15 protein-coding genes and 5 tRNA genes are annotated in these 22,493 nt (G+C 49.3%); 1 reads left to right on the top strand and 19 read right to left on the bottom strand.

Going from position 1 to position 22,493, the window contains the following annotated elements:
• Positions 1 to 119: 119 nt before the first annotated feature.
• The gene (locus ACR0QT_RS11480; RefSeq protein WP_432630902.1) at positions 120 to 1,307 is read left to right on the top strand and encodes an NAD(P)-dependent malic enzyme; all 1,188 of its coding nucleotides are present in this window, start codon (positions 120 to 122) and stop codon (positions 1,305 to 1,307) included.
• 157 nt (positions 1,308 to 1,464) lie between these two features.
• Here the strand turns inward: ACR0QT_RS11480 and clpB are convergent, their stop codons facing one another.
• The 19 genes from clpB to ACR0QT_RS11385 form a co-directional block, all read right to left on the bottom strand.
• The gene (gene clpB / locus ACR0QT_RS11475; protein WP_432630901.1) at positions 1,465 to 4,068 is read right to left on the bottom strand and encodes an ATP-dependent chaperone ClpB; all 2,604 of its coding nucleotides are present in this window, start codon (positions 4,066 to 4,068) and stop codon (positions 1,465 to 1,467) included.
• A gap of 474 nt (positions 4,069 to 4,542) precedes the next feature.
• Complete coding sequence (locus ACR0QT_RS11470) at positions 4,543 to 5,001, bottom strand: Hsp20/alpha crystallin family protein (RefSeq protein WP_432630900.1); 459 nt, start codon at positions 4,999 to 5,001, stop codon at positions 4,543 to 4,545.
• A 323-nt stretch (positions 5,002 to 5,324) separates the two neighbouring features.
• Complete coding sequence (locus tag ACR0QT_RS11465) at positions 5,325 to 5,738, bottom strand: hypothetical protein (protein WP_432630899.1); 414 nt, start codon at positions 5,736 to 5,738, stop codon at positions 5,325 to 5,327.
• The gene (locus ACR0QT_RS11460; RefSeq protein WP_432630898.1) at positions 5,738 to 6,679 is read right to left on the bottom strand and encodes an ATP-binding cassette domain-containing protein; all 942 of its coding nucleotides are present in this window, start codon (positions 6,677 to 6,679) and stop codon (positions 5,738 to 5,740) included. Before ACR0QT_RS11460 ends, ACR0QT_RS11465 begins: the two co-directional genes overlap by 1 nt.
• Before the next feature lie 6 nt (positions 6,680 to 6,685).
• The gene (locus tag ACR0QT_RS11455; protein ID WP_432630916.1) at positions 6,686 to 7,732 is read right to left on the bottom strand and encodes an ABC transporter ATP-binding protein; all 1,047 of its coding nucleotides are present in this window, start codon (positions 7,730 to 7,732) and stop codon (positions 6,686 to 6,688) included.
• Between the two features lie 95 nt (positions 7,733 to 7,827).
• Positions 7,828 to 8,787 (bottom strand): ABC transporter permease, encoded by a 960-nt coding sequence (locus ACR0QT_RS11450; protein ID WP_432630897.1) that lies wholly within the window; start codon positions 8,785 to 8,787, stop codon positions 7,828 to 7,830.
• Positions 8,784 to 9,734: an ABC transporter permease gene (locus tag ACR0QT_RS11445; RefSeq protein WP_177977735.1), complete on the bottom strand. Its 951-nt coding sequence runs from the start codon at positions 9,732 to 9,734 to the stop codon at positions 8,784 to 8,786. Before ACR0QT_RS11445 ends, ACR0QT_RS11450 begins: the two co-directional genes overlap by 4 nt.
• 6 nt (positions 9,735 to 9,740) lie before the next feature.
• Complete coding sequence (locus ACR0QT_RS11440; protein ID WP_432630896.1) at positions 9,741 to 11,681, bottom strand: ABC transporter substrate-binding protein; 1,941 nt, start codon at positions 11,679 to 11,681, stop codon at positions 9,741 to 9,743.
• A gap of 659 nt (positions 11,682 to 12,340) precedes the next feature.
• Positions 12,341 to 13,351 (bottom strand): DnaJ C-terminal domain-containing protein, encoded by a 1,011-nt coding sequence (locus tag ACR0QT_RS11435; protein WP_432630895.1) that lies wholly within the window; start codon positions 13,349 to 13,351, stop codon positions 12,341 to 12,343.
• A 273-nt stretch (positions 13,352 to 13,624) separates the two neighbouring features.
• Positions 13,625 to 14,596, bottom strand: coding sequence for a mechanosensitive ion channel family protein (locus ACR0QT_RS11430; RefSeq protein WP_432630894.1), 972 nt, complete (start codon positions 14,594 to 14,596; stop codon positions 13,625 to 13,627).
• Positions 14,597 to 14,964: 368 nt separating this feature from the next.
• Positions 14,965 to 16,470 carry an ATP-binding protein gene (locus tag ACR0QT_RS11425; RefSeq protein WP_432630893.1) on the bottom strand — a complete coding sequence of 502 codons (1,506 nt, stop codon included), beginning with the start codon at positions 16,468 to 16,470 and terminating at the stop codon, positions 14,965 to 14,967.
• Positions 16,471 to 16,614: 144 nt separating this feature from the next.
• On the bottom strand, positions 16,615 to 17,949 hold the full coding sequence (locus ACR0QT_RS11420; RefSeq protein WP_432630892.1) for a vWA domain-containing protein: 1,335 nt from the start codon (positions 17,947 to 17,949) through the stop codon (positions 16,615 to 16,617).
• 20 nt (positions 17,950 to 17,969) lie between these two features.
• Positions 17,970 to 19,004, bottom strand: coding sequence for a leucine-rich repeat protein (locus ACR0QT_RS11415; protein WP_432630891.1), 1,035 nt, complete (start codon positions 19,002 to 19,004; stop codon positions 17,970 to 17,972).
• 202 nt (positions 19,005 to 19,206) lie between these two features.
• Positions 19,207 to 19,279, bottom strand: a tRNA-Gly gene (locus ACR0QT_RS11410).
• A gap of 80 nt (positions 19,280 to 19,359) precedes the next feature.
• A tRNA-Gly gene (locus ACR0QT_RS11405) sits at positions 19,360 to 19,430 on the bottom strand.
• Between the two features lie 27 nt (positions 19,431 to 19,457).
• A tRNA-Phe gene (locus ACR0QT_RS11400) sits at positions 19,458 to 19,530 on the bottom strand.
• An 18-nt stretch (positions 19,531 to 19,548) separates the two neighbouring features.
• Positions 19,549 to 19,634: transfer RNA gene (locus tag ACR0QT_RS11395), tRNA-Leu, on the bottom strand.
• Positions 19,635 to 19,664: 30 nt separating this feature from the next.
• Positions 19,665 to 19,746 (bottom strand) — tRNA-Tyr (locus ACR0QT_RS11390).
• 152 nt (positions 19,747 to 19,898) lie between these two features.
• Positions 19,899 to 21,968: a glycoside hydrolase family 13 protein gene (locus ACR0QT_RS11385; protein ID WP_432630890.1), complete on the bottom strand. Its 2,070-nt coding sequence runs from the start codon at positions 21,966 to 21,968 to the stop codon at positions 19,899 to 19,901.
• Positions 21,969 to 22,493 lie beyond the last annotated feature (525 nt).

The following is a 22,493-nucleotide window of genomic DNA, read 5'->3' as shown; positions in this document are numbered from 1 at the left end:
AGAACTTATTGAAACGCTTACTTGAAGTGCTTAATTGAAATACTTATTGGAACCTTTCATTTACTTGTGATCCCTACGAGTAAAATCATGAGATACATTAAAGAGGAGGAAGTTTTTTCATGGATAAGAAACAGCTTGCGATTGAGAAACACAGAGAATGGAAAGGAAAAATCGAGGTCGTTTCCAGAGTTGACGTAAAGACTCCGGAGGATCTGTCGATCGCTTACACCCCGGGTGTTGCAGAGCCTTGCCTTCTGATTGCAGAGGATGAGGAGCGCGCTTACGAGTTCACCCGCAAGGGCAACCTCGTCGCTGTCATCACCGACGGAACCGCTGTACTCGGACTTGGCGACATCGGTCCTTCTGCCGGAATGCCGGTTATGGAGGGAAAATGTGCTCTGTTCAAGGCATTCGCTGATGTCGATGCTTTCCCGATCTGCGTAAATTCCAAAGATACCGACACAATCGTACAAACGATTGCCCTGATCTCCAAGAGCTTCGGTGGAATCAATCTGGAGGACATCGCCGCACCGCGTTGCTTCGAGATCGAGCGCAAGCTGAAAGAAGTCTGCGATATCCCGATCTTCCACGATGACCAGCACGGAACTGCCATCGTCGTAGGTGCTGCCCTGTTAAACGCTGTAAAAGTAACCGGTAAGAAGATGGGCGAACTGCGCGTTGTCATCAACGGTGCAGGTGCTGCCGGCGTTGCAATCGGCAAACAGCTGATCTCTATGGGCTTTGGCAACATCATCATGTGCGACATCAACGGCATCATCTGCGAGGGTGACGAGAACTTAAACTCCGGTCAGGAGGAGATTTCCCATATCAGCAACAAGAACAAGGAGCACGGCAAGCTGGCTGACGCTCTCAAGGGTGCTGATATCTTCGTTGGCGTTTCCAAGCCGAAGCTCGTGACCAAGGAGATGGTTGCAACGATGAACAATGGTATCGTCTTTGCAATGGCAAATCCGGTTCCGGAGATCATGCCGGACGAGGCAAAGGAAGGCGGAGCTGTCGTTGTCGGCACCGGTCGTTCCGATTTCCCGAACCAGATCAACAACGTTCTCGTATTCCCGGGTCTGTTCAAGGGCGTTCTCGCTGTCCGCGCAAAGGACATCACCGAGGGCATGAAGGTTGCCGCTTCTCACGCAATCGCAGCTGTTATTCCGGAGGAAGAGCTGACAACCGAGTACGTAATCCCGTCCTCCTTTGACAAGCGCGTGGCACTCGCTGTCGCAAACGCAGTTGCAAAGGAAGCTGAGAAAGAGGGCATCAGCCGAATCCCGTACACCGAGATCAAATAATAAGCCCCCAAATTTACAGAGATATCATCAAATCTTCTGCAATTTTTAAAATACAAAAAATCCCCTGCACACCATCGCGATGTACAGGGGATTTTTTTAGCCAAATCTCTTTGTCTTAAATCAATAAATCAATCTTAAACGATCTCAAATCTAAATCTTACTTTGCTTCCTGCTCCACTTTCGCAGTCAGAGCGCTTCCATCCTCGGTCGTGTCAATCAGGATCGTCTGACCCTCACTGATCTCACCCTCGAGAATGATTCTTGCTGCCAGAGTCTCCACATTCTTCTGCAAATATCTGCGCAGAGGACGTGCACCATAAGCCGGATCGTAGCCATTGTTCGTGACATAAACCTTTGCACGGTCAGTCAGCTTGATCGTCAGCTCGCGATCAGCCAGACGCTTGTTGACATCGGCAAGCATCAGGTCAACGATATGACCGATGTTGTCCTTCGTCAACGGCTTGAACATGATCGTCTCATCGAGACGGTTCAAGAACTCCGGACGGAAGTGTGCATGAAGGTCATTCATGACAAGGTTTCTTGCGTCCTGACGAATCTCTCCGTTCTCATCGATTCCGTCAAGAAGGTACTGCGAACCGATATTGGAGGTCATGATCAGGATCGTGTTCTTGAAGTCCACGGTCTTGCCGGTCGAGTCGGTGATTCGTCCGTCATCGAGAACCTGAAGCAGAACATTGAATACATCCGGATGAGCTTTCTCCACCTCATCAAAAAGAACAACCGAATACGGTTTCCGGCGTACTGCCTCTGTAAGCTGACCGCCCTCCTCGTATCCAACATATCCCGGAGGTGCTCCGATCAGTCGTGCCACAGAGTGCTTCTCCATGTATTCACTCATATCGATACGAACCATATTGTTCTCATCGTCAAACAGCGACTCTGCCAAAGCCTTCGCCAGCTCGGTCTTGCCGACACCGGTCGGTCCAAGGAAGAGGAAGGAGCCAATCGGCTTCGTCGGGTCCTTGATTCCTGCCTTTGAGCGCAGGATTGCCTCAGTCACTTTCTCAACTGCCTCGTCCTGTCCAACAACTCTCTTGTGCAGAACTTCGTCCAGATGAAGCACCTTGTTTCGCTCGCTCTCATTCAGCTTGCTGACCGGAATTCCCGTCCAGCGGGAGATGATTCTCGCGATCTCATCGTCCGTCACACTCTCATGGACAAGACTCAGATCCTGGTTCTTCACCTTCTCCTCCTCTGCCTCCAACTCCTTCTGAAGCTGAGGAAGTTTGCCGTACTGAAGCTCTGCGGCCTTATTCAGATCATACTGTTGCTGTGCCTGAGCGATGTCGCGGTTGACCTGCTCAATCTCCTCACGAAGGGAAGACAGCTTATCAACCGAGGACTTCTCGTTCTCCCACTGTGCCTTCTTTGCACTAAACTCATCATGAAGTTCCGCGAGGTTCTTCTGAAGATCCTCCAGACGCTCCTGACTCAGACGATCCGTCTCCTTCTTGAGCGCGGTCTCCTCGATCTCCATCTGCATAATCTTTCTCGAGAGCTCATCAAGCTCGGTCGGCATCGAATCCATCTCCGTCTTGATCAGTGCACATGCCTCATCGACAAGGTCAATCGCCTTATCCGGCAGGAAACGGTCGGTGATGTAACGATCCGACAGGACTGCCGCTGCAACGAGAGCCGAGTCGGTAATCTTTACGCCGTGGTAAACCTCATACCGATCCTTGATTCCTCGAAGAATCGAGATCGTGTCCTCCACGGTCGGCTGGTCAACGAGAACCGGCTGGAAACGACGCTCAAGCGCTGCATCCTTCTCGATGTACTTGCGGTACTCGTCAAGAGTCGTTGCACCGATACAGTGCAGTTCACCTCTCGCAAGCATCGGCTTTAAGAGGTTGCCTGCATCCATCGATCCCTCGGTCTTACCTGCACCGACGATCGTGTGAAGCTCATCGATAAAGAGGATGATCTTGCCCTCGCTCTTCTTGACTTCCTCAAGAACGGCTTTCAGACGCTCCTCAAACTCACCACGGTACTTTGCACCCGCAATCAGAGCGCCCATATCAAGCGCAAACAGCTTGCGGTCTTTCAGTCCCTGCGGAACATCCCCGCGGACGATACGCTGTGCAAGACCCTCGACAACTGCGGTCTTACCGACACCAGGTTCACCGATCAGAACCGGGTTGTTCTTCGTCTTACGAGAAAGGATCTGGATCACATTTCGGATCTCGCTGTCTCGACCGATGACCGGATCGAGCTTCTGATCTCTTGCACGCTCCACCAGATCATATCCGTATTTTTCAAGCGTGTCATAGGTTGCCTCCGGGTTGTCGCTGACAACTCTCTGGTTGCCTCGAACCGTGGACAGTGCCTGTAAAAAGGTATCCTTCGTGATTCCGTGCTGACGGAAGAGTTCCTTCATCGTTCTGTCTGCATACTTCATCAGTGCGAGGAAAATGTGCTCAACCGATACATACTCATCGCCCATTCCCTTCGACTCATCTTCCGCATGAATCAGAACTTTATTCAAATCGTTGCTGATATAGACCTGACCGCCACCGCTTACCTTCGGCAGACCGGCTACCTTCTGCTCAGCCTCGTTCATAATCAGCTCTTTGCTGATCCCCATCTTTGTCAACAGCTTCAAAATCAGGCTGTCATCCAGCTTGAGGAGACTGTAAAACAAATGCTCCTGTTCAATCTGCTGGTTGCCATACTCATATGCCAGCTTCTCACAATTCTGCACTGCTTCCATGGATTTCTGGGTAAATTTATTGATATTCATACACTCGCCTCCATTCCTCGGTGCTTCTGTTACTCAAGTCGACACTCCGTAATTGGAAATGTGTCTCCTGCCTTATTTCTGTTTCTTTTGTATTTCTTTCTGTCTTACTTTGTTGTCTGTCTTCTTATTGTTTCTTATTGCGTTTTACTCTTTTGTTGCTTTTTCTTTATCTGTCTTTTTTCTTTGTCTCTTTGTTCTGTCAGTACTATAACACATGTTGTTAGCACTGTCAAGCGGTGAGTGCTAATTTTTTTATAAAAAAGAATGTGCCAACTACGCACACTTTTTAGAGTCTTCTCATAAGTATTTTCATGTAAGAATTTTCATATGAGAAGACAGCCGGCTTGGATTTCTCCTCAACCGGCTGTCTCATCAACACTTCATCTTTTCTTTTTCATCCAGCAGATTTGTCAGAAGCAAATCTCACTCGAATGATCACGATCCCTCATGGTTCTAAAAACCAATTCGATCTGATTATTCAATCGAAATGTACTTCTTCTCTTCTACTGCCGGCTTTGCTTCCTTCTTCGGAACGAACAGCTTCAGAATTCCGTGCTGGAACTGAGCCTTGATGTCTTCCTCGGTCAGATCTTCACCGACATAGAAGCTACGCTCGCAAGCACCTGCATAACGCTCCTTGCGGATGTACTTGCCAGTATCCTTTTCCTGCTCATCCTTGTCGACACCCTTTGAAGCGGTGATCGTCAGGTAACCATCCTTGAGCTCTGCGGTTACTTCATCTTTCGTGAATCCCGGCAGATCAATCTCAAACTCGTAACCATTCTCTACTTCCTTAATATCGGTCTTCATCACATTCTTTGCATGATGACCATAGAGCTTACGCTCCATCTTCTCCATATCTCTGTTGTCAAACGGGAAATCACTCATAAAATCATCAAATAAACTCTGACCAAAAATACTCGGCATTAACATAAGTCATCTCTCCTTTATCTATCTAAAATCTTAATCAGCAAGTTTTATCTCCGATGCCTTCCGGCATCTTCCAAACTCCAGATATTTTAGAAACCTTTCGGAAAATCTCTCGCCCCGATCTTCTCGGGCTTCCTGATCTTCCTCTCTGTTTCCCTCTCCTTTGTTCTATCTGTAATATAGTACGCATTATTAGCAATGTCAAGAGGTGAGTGCTAATTTTTTGTGAACATTTTGTGAACTCGTCATCAAAAAATCCCCCTGTATGGATGCGAGTCCCTTCTCACACCCACACAGAGGGATTTTTTGATTCCCACATAAATGTTTTAAAATAAAACAGAGACGAACACAAAGATCACCGCGCCAATCAGATTTGCGGTCAGACTGCAAAGTGCCTGCTCTCTCTCGCCTAACTCCGCAAACGACACGATGTGCTCATCGGCAAAGTCAACGATGTCACTCGTTCCCCTGCGGACCGGCTTTTTCTTCTCCCCTTCCCGCTTTTCAAACAAATGATGGAAGGAGACTCCGTCGAATTTCAGATAGGAAAACCACGCGAACGCCAGAAACAGCACTCCAACAACAAAACAGCCGTCTCTTCCCAGAGACAGCTGTCCTCTCGTGTTGACGTACCGGTTCCATAAAAGCAGGACTGCAACTGCAATCGCGCTTCTCGCCACGACCTTGTAAAGGATCGGGCGAACCATATATGCTCGGTAATGCGACAACCACTTTTTCATTACTTTGATTCCTCAATTTCCTTTCGGTAACCGTCAAGCTCCTTCTGATTTCCGTAAACGAAGTGTCCCGGAAGGATCTCCTCCCAGACCGGTCCGTCCACGCTGTAATCATGGATCGACGGATCGTAGACGAGAAGTTTCTTGTTCTTCTCAAGCTCCGGGTCCGGAATCGGAACTGCGGACAGAAGTGCCTTCGTGTACGGGTGAAGCGGATGGAGGAAAAGCTCCTCAGCCTCAGCAAGCTCCACGATACGGCCCTTGTGAATAACCGCGATTCTATCAGAGATAAAGCGGACAACCGAGAGATCATGAGCGATGAACAGATACGTCAGTCCACGGCTCTTCTTTAAGTTGTTTAACAGGTTTAATACCTGCGCACGGATTGAGACATCGAGAGCGGAGATCGGCTCGTCGGCTACGACAAACTCCGGCTCCATGATCAGCGCACGCGCGATTCCGATACGCTGACGCTGACCACCCGAGAACTCGTGCGGGAAGCGGGAAGCGAACTCCGGAAGAAGTCCAACCTCTCGAAGTGCCTCTGCGACCTTGCGCTTACGGTCTTCCTCATCCTTGTACATGTGGAAATTGATCAGACCCTCGGAGATGATGTAGTCGACCTTCGCACGCTCATTCAAGGATGCCATCGGGTCCTGGAAAATCATCTGGCAGGTCTTTACAACCTCGCGGTCAAGGTCTCTCGAGATCTTTCCGCTGATTCGCTTTCCACGGTAAAGAATCTCACCGGCAGACACCGGATTGATTCGGGTGATCGCTCTTCCGATCGTCGTCTTTCCGGAACCGGACTCTCCTACGAGCGAGAACGTCTCTCCCTTATAAATATCAAAATTTACATGGTCAACAGCGACGAACTTCTTCTTTCCGCTTCCGAAGGTAATCTGCAAATCTTTGATTTCAATTAATTTCTCTTTCTCAGCCACCGCATCTTACCCCCTTTCCTTTAACTTCATCTGCTCGCGCAGTCTGCGGATCGAATCCGGCTGTTCAATCTTCGGCGCTCTCGGATCGAGATACCAGGTCTTTGCCTTGTGCGTCGGGGACACCTCAAAGAACGGCGGTTCCTCGACAAAGTCGATTGCGAGTGCACGCTTGTTTCTCGGTGCGAACGCATCGCCCTTAACCTCGTTGAAAAGGTTTGGCGGAGTTCCGTCGATTGTCGGAAGTGCCTCGCCCTTGACGCCGAGCTGCGGAAGTGCAGACAGCAGAGCCCAGGTGTACGGATGCCATGCGTCGTAGAAGATCTCCTCAACCATACCGTACTCGACAATCTGTCCCGCATACATCACGGCAACGCGGTCAGCGACATTTGCCACAACGCCCAAATCATGCGTGATGTAGACAACCGTCATGTTCAGCTCTTTCTGAAGATTGCGGATCAGATCAAGAATCTGAGCCTGAATCGTCACGTCGAGAGCCGTCGTCGGCTCATCACAGATCAGGATCTCCGGGTGACAGGCAACCGCGATCGCGATGACAACTCGCTGACGCATACCGCCGGAAAACTCGTGCGGATACTGGTTGTAACGGCGCTCTGCGTCCGGAATTCCAACCTTACGAAGCATATCGAGAGCTTTCGCCTTTGCCTCCGGTCCCTTGATTCCCTGATTGAGCTCAATACTCTCCTCAATCTGGCGACCGATCTTCTTTAACGGGTTCAACGAAGTCATCGGGTCCTGCATGACCATCGAGATCTTCTTTCCGCGGATCGTCATCCAATCCTTCTCTGTCTTGTAAGTTGCAAGATCCTTTCCGTCATACTGGATGCTTCCGCCGACAATGCTTCCGTTTGCATCGAGCATGCCGAGAAAGGACTTTGTAAATACCGATTTGCCCGAGCCAGACTCGCCCACGATCGCGAGCGTCTCTCCCGGATAGAGATCCAGGGAGCACTTGCGGATCGCCTTCAGTTTCTTGCCACGCAGGCTGAACTGAATCTCAACGTCTCTGGCGGACAGAATCGGCGCTTTTTCCATATTAGCATTTGCCATATCCGTTTCCTCCAAATTTTTCCAAATTACCAAATTCGTAGATAATTTTTTTCTTATCCATGTACATGCTTGCACATTACTTATACATGGTTTCTAGGATCTGCCGCATCCGAGAATGCATTTCCCACCAGATAGAAGGTGATGGTAATCAGGGATACGATGACCGCCGGGAAAATCAGCAGGTACGGATACTGCAAGAAGTAGTTGCGGGCATTCCTCAAGAGAATGCCGAGGGACGGCGTATTCACGTCGAGTCCGAGTCCAAGGTAGGACAGTGTGGACTCCAGAGCGATCGTCTGCGGGATCGACAGAGCCAGACGCAGGATGATCACACTGATCAGATACGGGAAGATATTCTTCACAAGAATTCGCCATACCGGTGTTCCGAGACATCTCGATGCCAGGTTGTACTCGCGGTCGCGGTACATCAGCACGAGGTTTCTCACGTTTCTCGCCATCACAAGCCAGCCGACCGTAATCATCGCGATCGCCATGTTGCGGAAGCTCTGTCCAAAGAGCAGGGCTGCGAGCGTCATGTAGATGATCGTCGGGATGTTGTTGATGACGTTGTAAATCTCTGTCATAATGCGGTCAAGACTGCGCACATAACCCCAGATACATCCGATGGTCACACCGATCACGCACTCGCCGAGTGCAACAATCAGCGCCAACTTGATCGAGATCTGAGCTGCGTACCATACCTGACACCAGTAGTCACGTCCGAGGTTATCCGTTCCGAACCAGAACTCTCCGTTCGGGGACGTGAACGCCAGAGACGCATCTGACATGATCTGCGCGGAAGAATAATCGTACTTTCCGATTTTCAGCGCAATAAAGGAAAAAATAACAAGGGCAAAGAACACGAATGCCATGAACACTGCCGATTTCTTCTTGAGGAAATTCTGAAATACCGATTTCCAGTAGGAGTAATCAGAGTATCCGGTGCGCTCTGCTGCCTCCGGAGAATACTCCACAAATTCAAATCCATTACTTGGATTCTCATTCTGATTCTGATTCTGTTTCTGATTCTGTTCGCTCATCGACTGCCTCCTTTATCCGCCAGCTTGATTCTCGGGTCGAGAAGCATCATCAGCACATCACCGAGGAACACGCCCAGAACTCCCAGAGCCGCATAAATGATTACCAGGGTCTGAACCACATTCAAATCATAACGGGTGATGGCATCAGTCAGAAGCGGGCCCATTCCCGGAACAGAGAAGAAACGTTCTGCCAGAAGAGAACCACTGATCGTCATCAGGAATGATGCCGGGATATACTGTACCAGAGGTACAAATGCATTCTTGAGCACATGCTTTACCATGATGTCCTTAAATGCCATACCCTTGATACGGGCAAGCTTGATATAATCTTTGTTCAACTCATCAACCATGTAACGTCTGGTCCACAGCGCATAGTGGGCGATGGATGCCAGAGCGAGACAGACGATGGGAAGAATACTGGATTTTCCAACATTTCTCGTGGAGTAGAGCGTCGGTAAATTCAGCACATGAGCACCGAACGCAAGCACGAGGGAGTAGGACACCAGTGGCGGAACTGCGTTTACAAAAATGGTGTATGCCGTTCCAATGTGGTCGAAAATGCGGTCCTTGTGACGGGCCTGCATCACGCCTAAGAACACACCAATGATCAGGGCGATGACCAGCGCCGTACATCCGAGACGCATGGAAATTGCAAATTTCGTTCCGATTACCTTCAGAACCGGAGCACCCGTCTGAATTCGACGGGAAACACCGAAGTCAAAATGCAGAAGCTGTCCGTAAAAACGGAGCAACTGCTGTCCGATCGGATCTAACAGTCCGGCTGCTAACAACTGATCGTTCTTCTGCTCCTCCGTGAGCTTCATGACCTGGTCCTCTGTAAAGTAGTAGTCCGTCGGAAGCATCCGCATGAGCAGGAATACAATCGTTGCCACAACCAGGACTGTTACAAGTGACTGTAACAGTCGTTTGATTGTGTATTTTGTCATATCTTATTACTTCGCCTCCGCTGCAAAAGCCTCATACTGCTCAGTTGTATACGGAGTGGTAGAAGTCTCCCAATTCTTGTAAGTATAGTTCTGTGCGCCGTACATCGCATTCATCTTGCTGTAATCATTGACCTTCGTCAACTGCCACTGGGTCTCGTACTGAACCGGGATCGTCAGGGCATGCTCAAGCATATATGCCTCAGCCTCAGCAAACGCATCGTAACGCTGATCCATATCGTCGCAGATCTCGCCAGCCTTCTCTACCATGTCAGAGAACTCTTTGTAGGTCGCAATCAGATTCTCATCCGTTGCCTGATTGATTCTGGAGTAGTTCTTGGAGTAGTAAGCGCCGTCGTAGTCATAACGCTCCTGATCGAGGAAGTTTGCCGGATCACCGTAGTCTGCGCCCCATCCACTGATGTAGTAGGAATGGATACCCGGCTGGATAACCTCTTTCGTTACGCTGGATACGAAGGTCTTGATGTTGAAGTTTACATAGTCATCGCCAAGGCACTCAGAGAAGATCTGCTTCATGATCGTCTGGGTATCCAAAGCATTCTGGTCACCGGAAACGATGTAGTAGTCGATCTGGATCGGGAAGGTAACGCCCTGTGCGCTCAGCTCTTCCATAGCCTGCTTCTTGTAAGCCTCAGCCTTCTCCTTGTCGTATCTTCTCATGTGCTCACCGTCAGACTCCGGCATGCCAAGAAGCTCCTGAACCTTATCGGTGTAGTCTCTTCCATCAGAGTACTTTAACAGACCCTTCATCGTGTAGCATACGTTCTCGTTGTGGAGCGGGTTGATGAAGTTGGATCTTGACCAGTACTTCGTTAAGTCCAGACCGTAGTACATAGAAAGACGGAATGCCTCGTTTGCAACTGCGGTGTTCCAGTTGGTATCCGGAGTTCCATCCTCATTGTTCTTTGCATAGTTCAAATGCATCTGATAGGAGAACTTCTTCGGACGGGTCTCAGCCAGATATGCGTGGTCTTTGTTGTTCTCGTCATCGTAAATCGTTCTCAAATCTGCCTCAGACAGGGAGATGTTGTCAAGCTCGCCGTTCTGCCACAGCTGATACTGCTGGGTTGCATCGACCATACGGATCGTAACGGTATCGAACAGGGTTGCATCCTTATCCCAGTAAGCGTCGTTCTTGGAGAGGATCTTCTCGTTGTTCATCGTGAAGGTGGTCTCGAAGTACGGTCCATTGTACCACATATTCTCATTCGTCATACCGATCATGCCGTCAACGCCGAGCTCATCGATCAGACCCTGAGCGATCGGATACATGCATGCAGAAGTCATCACAGTATCGAAATACGGAGCGTTCGTTGTGCAATGGTAAACCAGAGTGTAGTCATCCGGTGCCTCAATGCCAACCATCTCAAGCATCTTGGAAGTGTCGAGAGCCTTTGCCTCTGCCTCCGGAAGATCTTTCGTGTAGTTGTAGTAGTCCTCAGCGCCTGCGATCAGTGCCAGAGGCATAGAAGAGTTGTTTCCGCCGTTCTTGTGGAAGTTTAAAATCCACTCCATTGCGGTGATCCAGTCCTGTGCTGTACAGTCTGCTTTCTCATTTCCATTGATGTCTACCCATTTTACGTCGTCTCTGAGTTTGAAGGTCCAGGTAAGACCACCGTCCTCGGTGCCCCACTCTTTCGCAACAGCTGCGCGAAGCTGTCCGTTCTCATCGACCTCCAGAAGCGGAGAGTACATATTACACAGTACATTCAGATCTGCTGCCTTCTCCGTGTTCAGGATAAAGAATCCCTCCTGCTCACGAATCGTAGCCTCGTAAGTTACCAGATCCTTGATCGCAGATGTGTTTCCTGCATCTGTTTTTCCGCCGTCATTACTGCCGGTATTCTGGCTGGAGCTTCCTCCGCATGCAGTCAGTGCCATAGCTGATGCGAGCGCAAGTGCTGCCAGACGTGCTGTGTTTTTTCTCATTGCAAATATTCTCCTTCCTTTCTATTGCATAAAACAGATTCTGCCAATCCTACGCACTCCAAACTGGCAAAATCTTCATCGTTGCTGTTCACGCGCACGTGCCCTGTAACAAAATTTGCCGTGGCTTCGCATTTAAATACGGCAAATTCCATCTACCGCCACGTTATTTTACGGCACTTTCGATTCCAAAAGTGCCTACCTCTGAACAGTAACTTTCCATCTTCTCTCTGCAAAATCGTTCCCTTATCTGATCTCTATCTGATGATATGAAAACAAAGATATCAAGACCTGCTCCTGCTGAAAGAAAAAAAGGCGAAGATAATAGCCTGAAGCTAATCTTCGCCGCTGACTTTTATTGTAACATCGACAGTTTAATTCGTCAAGCATTATAGTGTGCCACACGCACAACTGTACGGGAAATACGGTCTCTTTTTCTGGTTTCCCTTACAAAATAAAGTAAAATTTCCACGCATTTCCCATTTTTCCTGTCTATTCTGAACAAAATAAATTAAATGTGTCACTCTTTCCCCGGAGCACGGACACAGGATGCTCCCACAAAAAGGAAAAAGAGGACACATTCCGGGATTTTGTCCCATTTTATGTCCTCTTCTTGATATTATAACTCAGAGTGGATGTCCCCACTCCTATTTAAAAATTAATTAATAGGAAACCCTGCTTCCCTCACAGATCTCCTCAAACTCTTTGAGTTTCTGCTTTGCCTCCGGACTCAGGTTCTGAGGCACTTCAATCTGAACCGTCACATACTGATCTCCATGCACGGAAGCATCCTTCATCGAGACAATGCCCTTTCCTCTCAGACGAATCTTCGAGCCAGACTGGGTTCCCGGTTTAATCTTACACGAAACTTTTCCGGAGAGCGTCTGAATCACTGCCTCCCCGCCGAAGACTGCCGTCGTGAACGGAATCGAGACCGTCGTGTAGACATCCATGCCCTTGCGTTCAAATCCAGCACGTTCGAGAACCGTCACCTTGATTAAAAGGTCTCCTGCCTCGGCATTTCCACTGCCCGGATTGCCCTTTCCTTTCAGGCGGATCGATTTTCCACTCTCAATACCTGCCGGAATGTGAACCTGAAGCGTATGGGTTCTTCCGTCTGCGCCCTTTAAGTTGACCATCTTGTCGCATCCAGAGACTGCCTCATCGAAGCTGATCGTCATCTCTGCCGTCAGATCGCTTCCACGACGCGAACGACTTCCGCCAAATCCCTCCTGACCGAAACCACCGCCGAAGTGACCTCCGCTAAAACCGCTAAACCCACTGAATCCACGGCTCTTTCGACTGCTTCCACCGCCACCGCCGAACATATTGCCGAAGATGTCGCCAAACATATCATCCATTCCACCGCTTCCGCCATTGAAATGGAACTCCTGCCAGCCTCCGTTTGCACCGCCGAAACCACCTGCGCCGTTTGCTGAACCGGTTCCGTCAAAAGCTGCCGAACCGTACTGGTCGTACAGTTTCTTCTTCTCCGGATCGCTGAGGATCTCATAGGCCTCCGTCACATCCTTAAACTTCTCCGCTGCCTCTGCATTGTTCGGATTGCTGTCCGGATGGTACTTCTTTGCAAGTTTCCGGTATGCCTTCTTGATCGTGCCTGCATCTGCACTTCTGTCTATTCCAAGGATCTCATAATAATCTCTCTTTGCCATCTTAATCACCTACCTGATATTGATGTACTCCCGGAGTCTCTCTCGCACCTGTTTTTGCGATCGAGATTCCGAAAGTCCATATTGATCTCTTGTGTGAAATCGTTTCCTGATAACTTCTCATAATTATTTTTTATAAGAAACGGGGCTTTCTCTTGAATATCTGTCCGCACTATGTGTGGACATCACGTTCATTTCCAGCCCCGTCATCATTATGTTCTACTCGTAATATAACACATGTTTTTCATATTTGCAAGAGTGTACGAAAAAAATTTTTTAATTCTCCTTCTTAATCGTCACATCCATCTTGTTATAAGGAATCTCAATTCCCGCCTGGTCAAACTCGAGCTTAATCTTCTCGGTGATATCAAAGTAGGCACTCCAATAATCCGGAGTCTTGACCCAGCCTCTCGCGCCGATCATCACGGCACTGTCTGCAAGCTCTGACACAAACACGGTAATATCCTCGTCCTTGAGAATCCACTCGTCATTCTCATAGATCTCACGAAGCACATCCTTCGCCAGCTTCAGATCCGACTCATAAGAAATTCCAACCGACACATCCACGCGACGCTTCTCCTGAGCCGTCACATTGACGATCGTTCCGTTTGAAATACTTCCGTTCGGAATTGTGATCTTCTTGTTGTCCACAGTCGTCAGCGTCGTGTAGGCAAGTCCAATACTCTGAACCGTTCCCTCCATACCGCCAAATACAATGTAGTCATGCAGTTTAAACGGTCTTGTCATCATAATCAGGATTCCGCCAGCGACGTTTGCAAGGCTTCCCTGGAGAGAGAGACCGATTGCCAGACCGGCAGAACCGAGCAGAGCGACGATCGACGCCGACGGAACACCGAGTTTATCGAGGGCAATAAATGCAGAGATCGCATAGATTCCGGCATTCACAACGGACAGCAAAAACTTGCTGACACTCAGATCGAGATCCATTCTCTGAAACGTTCTCTTTAAGAACCCACGCACAAACTGTGCAACCCTCGTTCCGATGAACATGATAATTGCCGCCGCAAGGATTCGGTAACCAAGTGCAAAAAGTCCCGGCGTCCAGCCCTTAATTGTCTCGAGAATCACATTCGGCTTCAACTGCTGAAGATCCTGCTGAATCTCCGCACTTGCCGGTGTCGCCGCCAAAATATCCGTGAGCGTTGAAGCACTCGTCTCCGTCGCATCCCCAGTAGCAGTCAGAAAAGACGTCAGTCCCCCCAACCCTGTTATTGTGTGAAATATCATGGTTATTCTCTCCCTTTTTATAATTTAAACTTTTCAGTTTGAGTTTTTTATCTGTATCTTTTATGTTTTCTTTTTTGTCGTGTCGTCAAAGCTCAAAATATATAACTTGTCAAACGACCTATGTGATCTTCATGTTGCTGAAGCTCCGGAGGCGAGAAAGATTCTGCAAACCCGTGTGAGATGTCGGTGCTTAGACTGCGTATTTTGCAGTCTTACGCACCGCTACATTGAACCCGGAGCGAGAGCGCGTTTGCAGAACTTATCTCGCCGGAGGAGCGCTTCTATCTCTTTTATCCCTTTTGTCTATTCTATCTATTCCAAATTTTCTTCGAATAGATCTCTACTCACAACCGAAACACACCAAATCTTTAAGAAAGCAACTCCCCGATCTCCTTCTCCTCCTCAGAGAACAGCAGATTCCGATTATACTCATAGTATCTCTCGCACTCATACTCCTGCAAGAACTGCACGCTGTAAAATCCCGTATTCAGCTCCGTGACAAACAGCACCATCTCCTGGCTTCCGCCGAACGCCGCCTCCATGAAATCAAACGCATGCTCAAGGCGCGCCCCGCTTCGATCCACAAGATCCTCATACGCATCGCTGTCTGCTCCGAAACGCTCGCGAATCGCCTCCCAGGCTTTTGCACCATTCGCAAAGTCCCCACTGCGGACAGCCTGAAGATCCGCCTCCATCTTTGCGGAGACTGCCCGACAATCGGCGAGAGCCGTTCTTGCGAGAAGCCCGTCCGCAAGACGCTTCTCCCAGTCGGCGCGAAAGGCTTCCACCTTCTCCGCAAACACGCGAACCGCCGAAACCACAGACGTCTCAAACGCTCCCGACATCTGAAGCTCCTTCATCTGTTTCATCCGAATCTGCATCCGCTCCTGCGTCCGGACAACCTCACGGAAGCCATCATTGAGCCCGGATAAAAGCAGTCCGACAACACTGATCTTCTCATCAAACGGCGCTTTCTGAAGTTTCTCCACAACCGGCTCCGAGATCTTTCCATCAAGGATCTCAGCGACCTGGTAATCATTCTGATACTTGTAATAGAGTTCCAGATAATTCGCAAAATCCTTCGCAATCTTCGGAAACTGAATGTACTCTGCGACAAGCTCGCGGTCAACCTTCTTGCCCTGCTTTTCATAGATCCAGATCAGTTCCGACAGATCCTCCCAGCCTCGCGGAGTCGCAAAGATCCGTCCATCGACCGTCGTCTCAATCCGGCAAAAATTCTCCTTGCGGATTCCCAGATAGGAACGGATTGCCGGATGCACATTTGCGCGCACTGCATACTCCATCCAAACACCGAGATCTGCCTCGACATCCATTCGACGAATTCGGTCCATCGTCACGATGTCAAACTCTCGCACTGACTTGTTGTACTCCGGCGGATTTCCCGCTGCGACAATGATCCACCCCTGCGGAATCTTGTGATTTCCAAACGTCTTTCCCTGAAGAAACTGGAGCATCGTCGGCGCAAGCGTCTCCGACACGCAGTTGATCTCATCGATGAACAGAAGTCCCTCGGAGAGTCCAGTCTGCTCAATCTTGTCATAGATCGAGGCGACAATCTCACTCATCGTGTACTCCGTCACCGCATACTCTTTTCCGCCGTAATTCTTGTGCTCAATAAACGGAAGTCCGATCGCACTCTGTCTCGTGTGGTGCGTGATCGTGTATGCGACAAGACCGATCTGGCATTCCTGAGAGATCTGCTCCATGATCTGCGTCTTTCCGATTCCCGGAGGTCCGATCAGAAGCATCGGTCTCTGGCGAATCGACGGAATCGCATATGCCCCGTACTCATCTTTCGCCAGATACGCCTCGATTGTATCCTTGATTTCCTGTTTTGCACGTTTGATATTCATGATTCTTCTCCTCCACTTTCCAAAACGTGATTTTTCCCTGTCTCAGTCCCAACACGAAATTCATGAGATTCATTCGTGAGATTCATCCATGAGATTAATTCATGAAATTCATCCATGAAATTCATAAAATCCCTTCACTCTGTCTCAGACAGGACTATCATTCTCCAAAATCTGCTCCGGCTCAAGAATCAGCTTGATTGCCCACGGCGGAACAGAGATATCGACATACTGATCTTTGACAAACACAAAAGCTGTATCATAAAATGGTTTCTTCACCGGATAAATTCCCATTCCATCCGTAAAATACAAAAGTCCTTTCAGCCGATGGAATTCGCCCCGGTTTGCAAGCTGGTTCACATGCTCAAATGCCGGGCGGAAATCCGTTCCGCCATTTCCGATCACTGTGAACTCTCTCATGTAGGCTTCCATCTCCTCGCGATTCGTGATCAGCCGATCCTCCCGAACCTCCTCATCGCACTGAATGATGTGAATGTTCGTCTTCTTAAAATAGCTGTCCGACTCACAGAGAATATCGTAAGTCTCCTCAAGGAAACGGCACACGAGATCGCCCGAGCACGACATTGAGGTGTCGATGACGATCACAAAATCCTCGATTCGACTGACCTCCTTCGACTCAAGCGGTTCGACGAGAGGCATATTTCCGTAAAGTGACAGTCCGTAGGTATAAAAAATGTAATCAAACGAATCCGGATCAACCTGCATCTCCTCGCGAAGCACCGAGAAACGGCGCAGAAACCGCCTGTAATCGTAGCGTTCCCTGTTTTCAACCTGAACCTGCTCGAGAAGACTCTTCGAGTCCTCGTCCTGCTGATTTCCCATCGTCTCCATCTCGGTCTGAATCTTGTCCCGGTTGTCGCTCCACTGATTCTGGCGCACGATGCTGTCCTTCGGCGCGTCATCCGGCAACTGCCAAAATCGGTGATCGTCGACATAGAATTCCTGCGCCATTCTGCGGTACTGCTGGTCTTTGAGATCCGCCTCTTTCAAAACACGATAAATTCCCTCCGCATTCAGCACCTTCAGTTTTTTCTTAAGTCGCCCGTACCAGTCCATCCGAAACGGCATCATCGCGACATGCACACATTTCATGTAGATTCCATCAATCACCGACTCCACCGCTATGTCGCACGCGAGGTTCCAGAGTTCCTCTTCTCTCTTTCCTCTCGTATCCATATGCGAAAACAGGCAGTGGAGCAACATATGAAGATAGGCGCGGTTTACATGCACACGTCCGCTCTTGTAGAGACCACACAGGTAATTCGGATCGTAATTTATGATGAAACCATCCGTCCCGATCCCACCGCATCCCGGCACCGCCTCAAATCCGAGACTGCTTAAAGAGACATCGAGATAGCGCATATTCAGGTAAAGCTCATTCCTTGAATTCATCAGAATTCTCGTGCAGAGTTCCACGGTACTCAACTCATCTAACTGCCTCTGTCTGACCGGATCAATCATGGTTGACCCCTCCCTTTTCTTTAAAGTTCAAAACGGCGACGGCGCGCTCTTGTTCTCGGTTCTGCCTCAACCGTCCCCGCACTTGCTGTGGCATCTGCACTTACGTTTGTTTCTGCATCTGCTCCCACATTTTCCCCGGCAACCACTCCCACGCCTGCTTCCGCGTGGAAATGACGGTAATTCATCAGCCAGCTCACCATCTCCGTATCCGAAAACTTCTGTGCAAGCGCAATCAGTTCTGCGAGCTTCTCTGCAAGCGTTTCTGGATTCTTAGTCTCATCTGCAAGCACAGTCTCAACAAGCCACGGCAACATTCCCGGTTCCAGATTCGTGGCCTGATCCCGCTTTGGGCTGTCTGCCTGAATCAGCAGGCTTCCCGCGCATTTCCAGTGCTCTCGGACATAATCGAGATACATCTGACGACGCTTCTCGGAGAGTCCCCACGGATAGAGGATCCTGCCGATCGCAAGCTCAGTCACAAGTTCCTCCGACTCCTGCACCTTCACATGCGGAAAGAGCTCATCGTAACCCGCAAACTGGAACTCCCTGTTTGCGAAACAATAGCGATAGCGGTGACCACAGCCGTGCGTCTCCGTCACAAGAATTCGCGCCGGCGTATTTTCCACGGACTCCTCAAAATACTCCGGAAAAATCAGGCGCGCCTCTTTGTCACCCTTGTGCACGCGAACGCGAAGCGTCTGTCTGATCTCCGAGAGAATATCCTTAAAGCAGGAGCGCTCCCCCTCAAACTCCGTAAAATCGAGAAAACGGATCGACGGCGTGTCCGCGAACAGCCCGGTGCCAAGATCGAGAGCACGCCCGCCCATATAAACAGACTTGAGTTTCTGACAGCCATAAAACGCATAGGCGCCAATCTTTTTCACACCGATCGGAATGTGCACCTCCTCGATCTCACTTCCCGAGCAGACGTAGGCGCCGAGCGCCGTGACCGGAAGCCCTTCTTCCTCCTCCGGAATCAAAACCACAGCCTCCGGTTCCGGAACCTTATCGATTTGAATCTGATCTTCTTTCCATTTTGAATATATGATGTCCATCTTTCTTTTCCTTTTTCCTCTTTTCCTGCTACTGTTCACGCACACATGTCCAGTAAAGGAATTTGTCGTAGCTTCTCATTAAATACGGCAATTTCCCAGGTTCCTATTTCTAATTTTCTATTTCTAGTTTTCTATTTCCAATTTCTAATTTCCTATAAACGAAAAAGCGGACTCCGAAATGATCGGAATCCGCTTCTAAGAGAGCGCGAGACGGGACTCGAACCCGCGACCCCGACCTTGGCAAGGTCGTGCTCCACCAACTGAGCCACTCGCGCATATGCTGTTGTTTTCAACGAAATGAATTGTATCATACTTTTGCGAAAATTGCAACTACTTTTTACAATTTTTTTCGTGAAGCGGGCGATGGGAATCGAACCCACGTATCCAGCTTGGAAGGCTGGTGTTCTACCATTGAACTACGCCCGCAAATCTTGCCTTTGAGGTTTCCCTCAGTGCCTTGGACCGGAATCGAACCAGTGACACGAGGATTTTCAGTCCTCTGCTCTACCAACTGAGCTACCAAGGCCCGCTGTCAAGATCAAAATGCCGTAGGCCGGAATCGAACCGGCACGGGAGATTAGTCCCGCAGGATTTTAAGTCCTGTGCGTCTGCCAGTTCCGCCACTACGGCGCACCGCTCAGCATCGAAATGCTTTGCGAATGGATGGAGGTGGATTCGAACCACCGAAAGCACAGCTAACAGATTTACAGTCTGCCCCCTTTGGCCACTCGGGAACCCATCCATACTGACCTTAACAAGCGAGTAAAATCATATCATGGATTTTTCAAAAAATCAAGTGTTTTTTTCAATTTTTTTAACACAACCACTCTGAACAGTAACCTCTGATCTCAATTCCAGTTCATGCATTGCACAAACTGGAACGATTTCCAAATCTCAATACCGTCCGGTCGTCAGCAGAATTCCACTGCTCGCCGGAAGCTCAAGCGTCAGCACGCCATCCTCCGCGTGATAGGCGATCTGTCCGGCATTGTAGCCCTGCGCATGCGAGAGCATCATTCTCGTCAATGGCTCCTGATCCGAGATTCCAAGCTCCCAGACCGGCACATGAACGACACGGCTGTCTCTGCGGTTGTTGATCACAATCACGCACTTGTTCTCCCCGCGCATCCGCCCGTAAGCGATCAGCTGGCGATCCGCAAGCAGTTCCTTGACCGAACCTCTCCTGAGTGCCGGAAGACGTTTGTGCAGATCGATCATATATCGATGAAACTCAATCAGCTCAAAATCCTCATGCCCCCACGGGTAGGTTCGGCGGTTATCCGGATCGGTCCATCCGCAGACTCCGGTCTCGTCTCCATAGTACAGCGTCGGTGCTCCCGGCCATGTCATCTGCACCATGACCGCCTCGCGGAAGACTCCGTAATTCACGCCAACCGATGCCATCTCCGCACCCATCGTCCCGATTCGCCCGACCATCTGGTTCGTTCTCGTAAGGAAACGGCTGTGATCGTGATTCGAGAGCTGATTCATCGCCGTCATCACCGACTGTCCCTGCATCCGACTCATATGATAGTGCATCGAGCGGAAAAAGCTCTCTCCGTCTCCATAGAGCGCGCTGTTCGAGCTGTCGCTGTGCTTTTCCATTCCTGTCAGGAACCAAGTCAACGGCTCCATGAACGCATCGTAGTTCATGATCGTATCCCACTCATCGCCCTGAAGCCAACTGCTCGGATCGCCGTAGTGCTCTGCAAGAATCACCGCATTCGGATTTGCCTGCTTCACATTTGCACGGAAATCCTTCCAGAACTTGTGATTGAACTCACTGCTGTGACCGAGGTCTGCCGCCACATCCAGTCTCCATCCATCGACACAGAACGGCTCTGAGACCCATCTGCGCGCAATCCGCATCACATATTCATACAGCTTCGGAGACTCCTCATAATTGAGCTTCGGGAGGGTGTCATGTCCCCACCAGCCGTCATAGCTTCCATTGTCCGGCCATGCATCTGCGTTTTCATTATTGAAATGAAAGAAACTGCGATAAGGGCTCTTCTCGCTCAGATAGGCGCCCGCCTCATATCCGCCCTGATGCAGATAGATTTTCTCCCTGTCGAGCCACTTGTTAAACGAACCACAGTGATTGAACACGCCGTCGATGATGACACGCATCCCGCGCTCGTGCATCTCCTTCACGAGATCCGCAAACAGCTGATCACTCGCCGTCAGATTCGCCGGATCGGCACTGCGTCTCTGATAGCAGGTTGCCTTCTCATTGGAGACTGCATTCTCTGCAACAACCTCCCCGCCGTCGCTCACGATGACTCCATAATGCGGATCAATGTGCTCATAGTCCTGACTATCGTACTTGTGATTGGACGGGGATACAAAAAGTGGATTAAAGTAAATGACCTCGACGCCGAGATACTGAAGATAATCGAGTTTCTCGCGAACGCCCTTCAAATCTCCGCCATAGAAACAGCCGACATCCATCGTCGACGGATTCTGCTCCCAGTTCTCAACCTTGTGAACCGGCCGCCCGATATAGACGTACTCCCGCTCCTTCACATCGTTGTTTGGATCTCCATTGCAGAAGCGATCCACAAAAATCTGGTACATCACCGCGCCTTTTGCCCACTCCGGCGTATGAAAGCCGGGAGTGATAACAAACGGTCCACAGAGTTCCGCATGCTTGGAAGCCCCGAGTCGTCCAAAAAAGCAGGCATCACCCTCGCCCTGCACAAAAAAGCAATAATGAATGGCATCCTCCCCGACGTTCATCGTCGTCTGAAAAAAATCAAACCGTCCATCCGAAGCTATTTTTTTCATTTCCAGACGCTCGTCAGTCTCCATCACCACGCAGAATACCTGCTGTGCCTCACCAGCTCCCGTCCGAAATCGCAGTTCTGTCATCTCCCCGGAATCCGGTTCCTCTGGAATCCGATAATCCTGTGTCTCATCTGCAAACAATGCTCGTCTGTTAATCTGTTTTTCTTTTGCCATCATTACTCTACTTCTCTTTCAATCTTTTTTAAACTATATCTTCTACTATTGTATACAATTATCAGAAAACTTACAACTCTTTTTCCAAACTCAAAAAACAGGATCGCTCCGGTTTCTGTACGCGGGGAATTTTTTTAAGAAGCTTCAGAATCGTTACTGTTCACGCGCACGTGCCCAGTAACGGAATTTGCCGTGGCTTCGCATTTAAATACGGCAAATTCCCGCTACCACCACGTTATCTTACGGCACTTTCGGTTCCAAAAGTGCCTACCTCTGAACAGTAACCCAGAATCACGATGAAAGTGAAAGAAAACATGACAGAGAAACTGACACTCCAACGGCTAAAGCTCGTTGGGTTCTCATATACATAAATTTCCAAATATACTCGAAAGTATATAAGACTGATTCATTTCTATGAGACTTTCATTATCAATCATTCTAATGAATGAATTAACGATAACATACGGCTCGTGTCAAAACCGTTTTTTCTACTTTTTAAATGCCCATACTACTCAAAGTATGGGTATT

This window comes from Brotaphodocola sp. (assembly GCF_050873365.1).
In the GTDB taxonomy this organism is placed as follows: Bacteria; Bacillota; Clostridia; order Lachnospirales; family Lachnospiraceae; genus Brotaphodocola.
The sequence above is the reverse complement of the archived record's forward strand: the minus strand, read 5'-3'. Positions and strand labels throughout refer to the sequence as shown.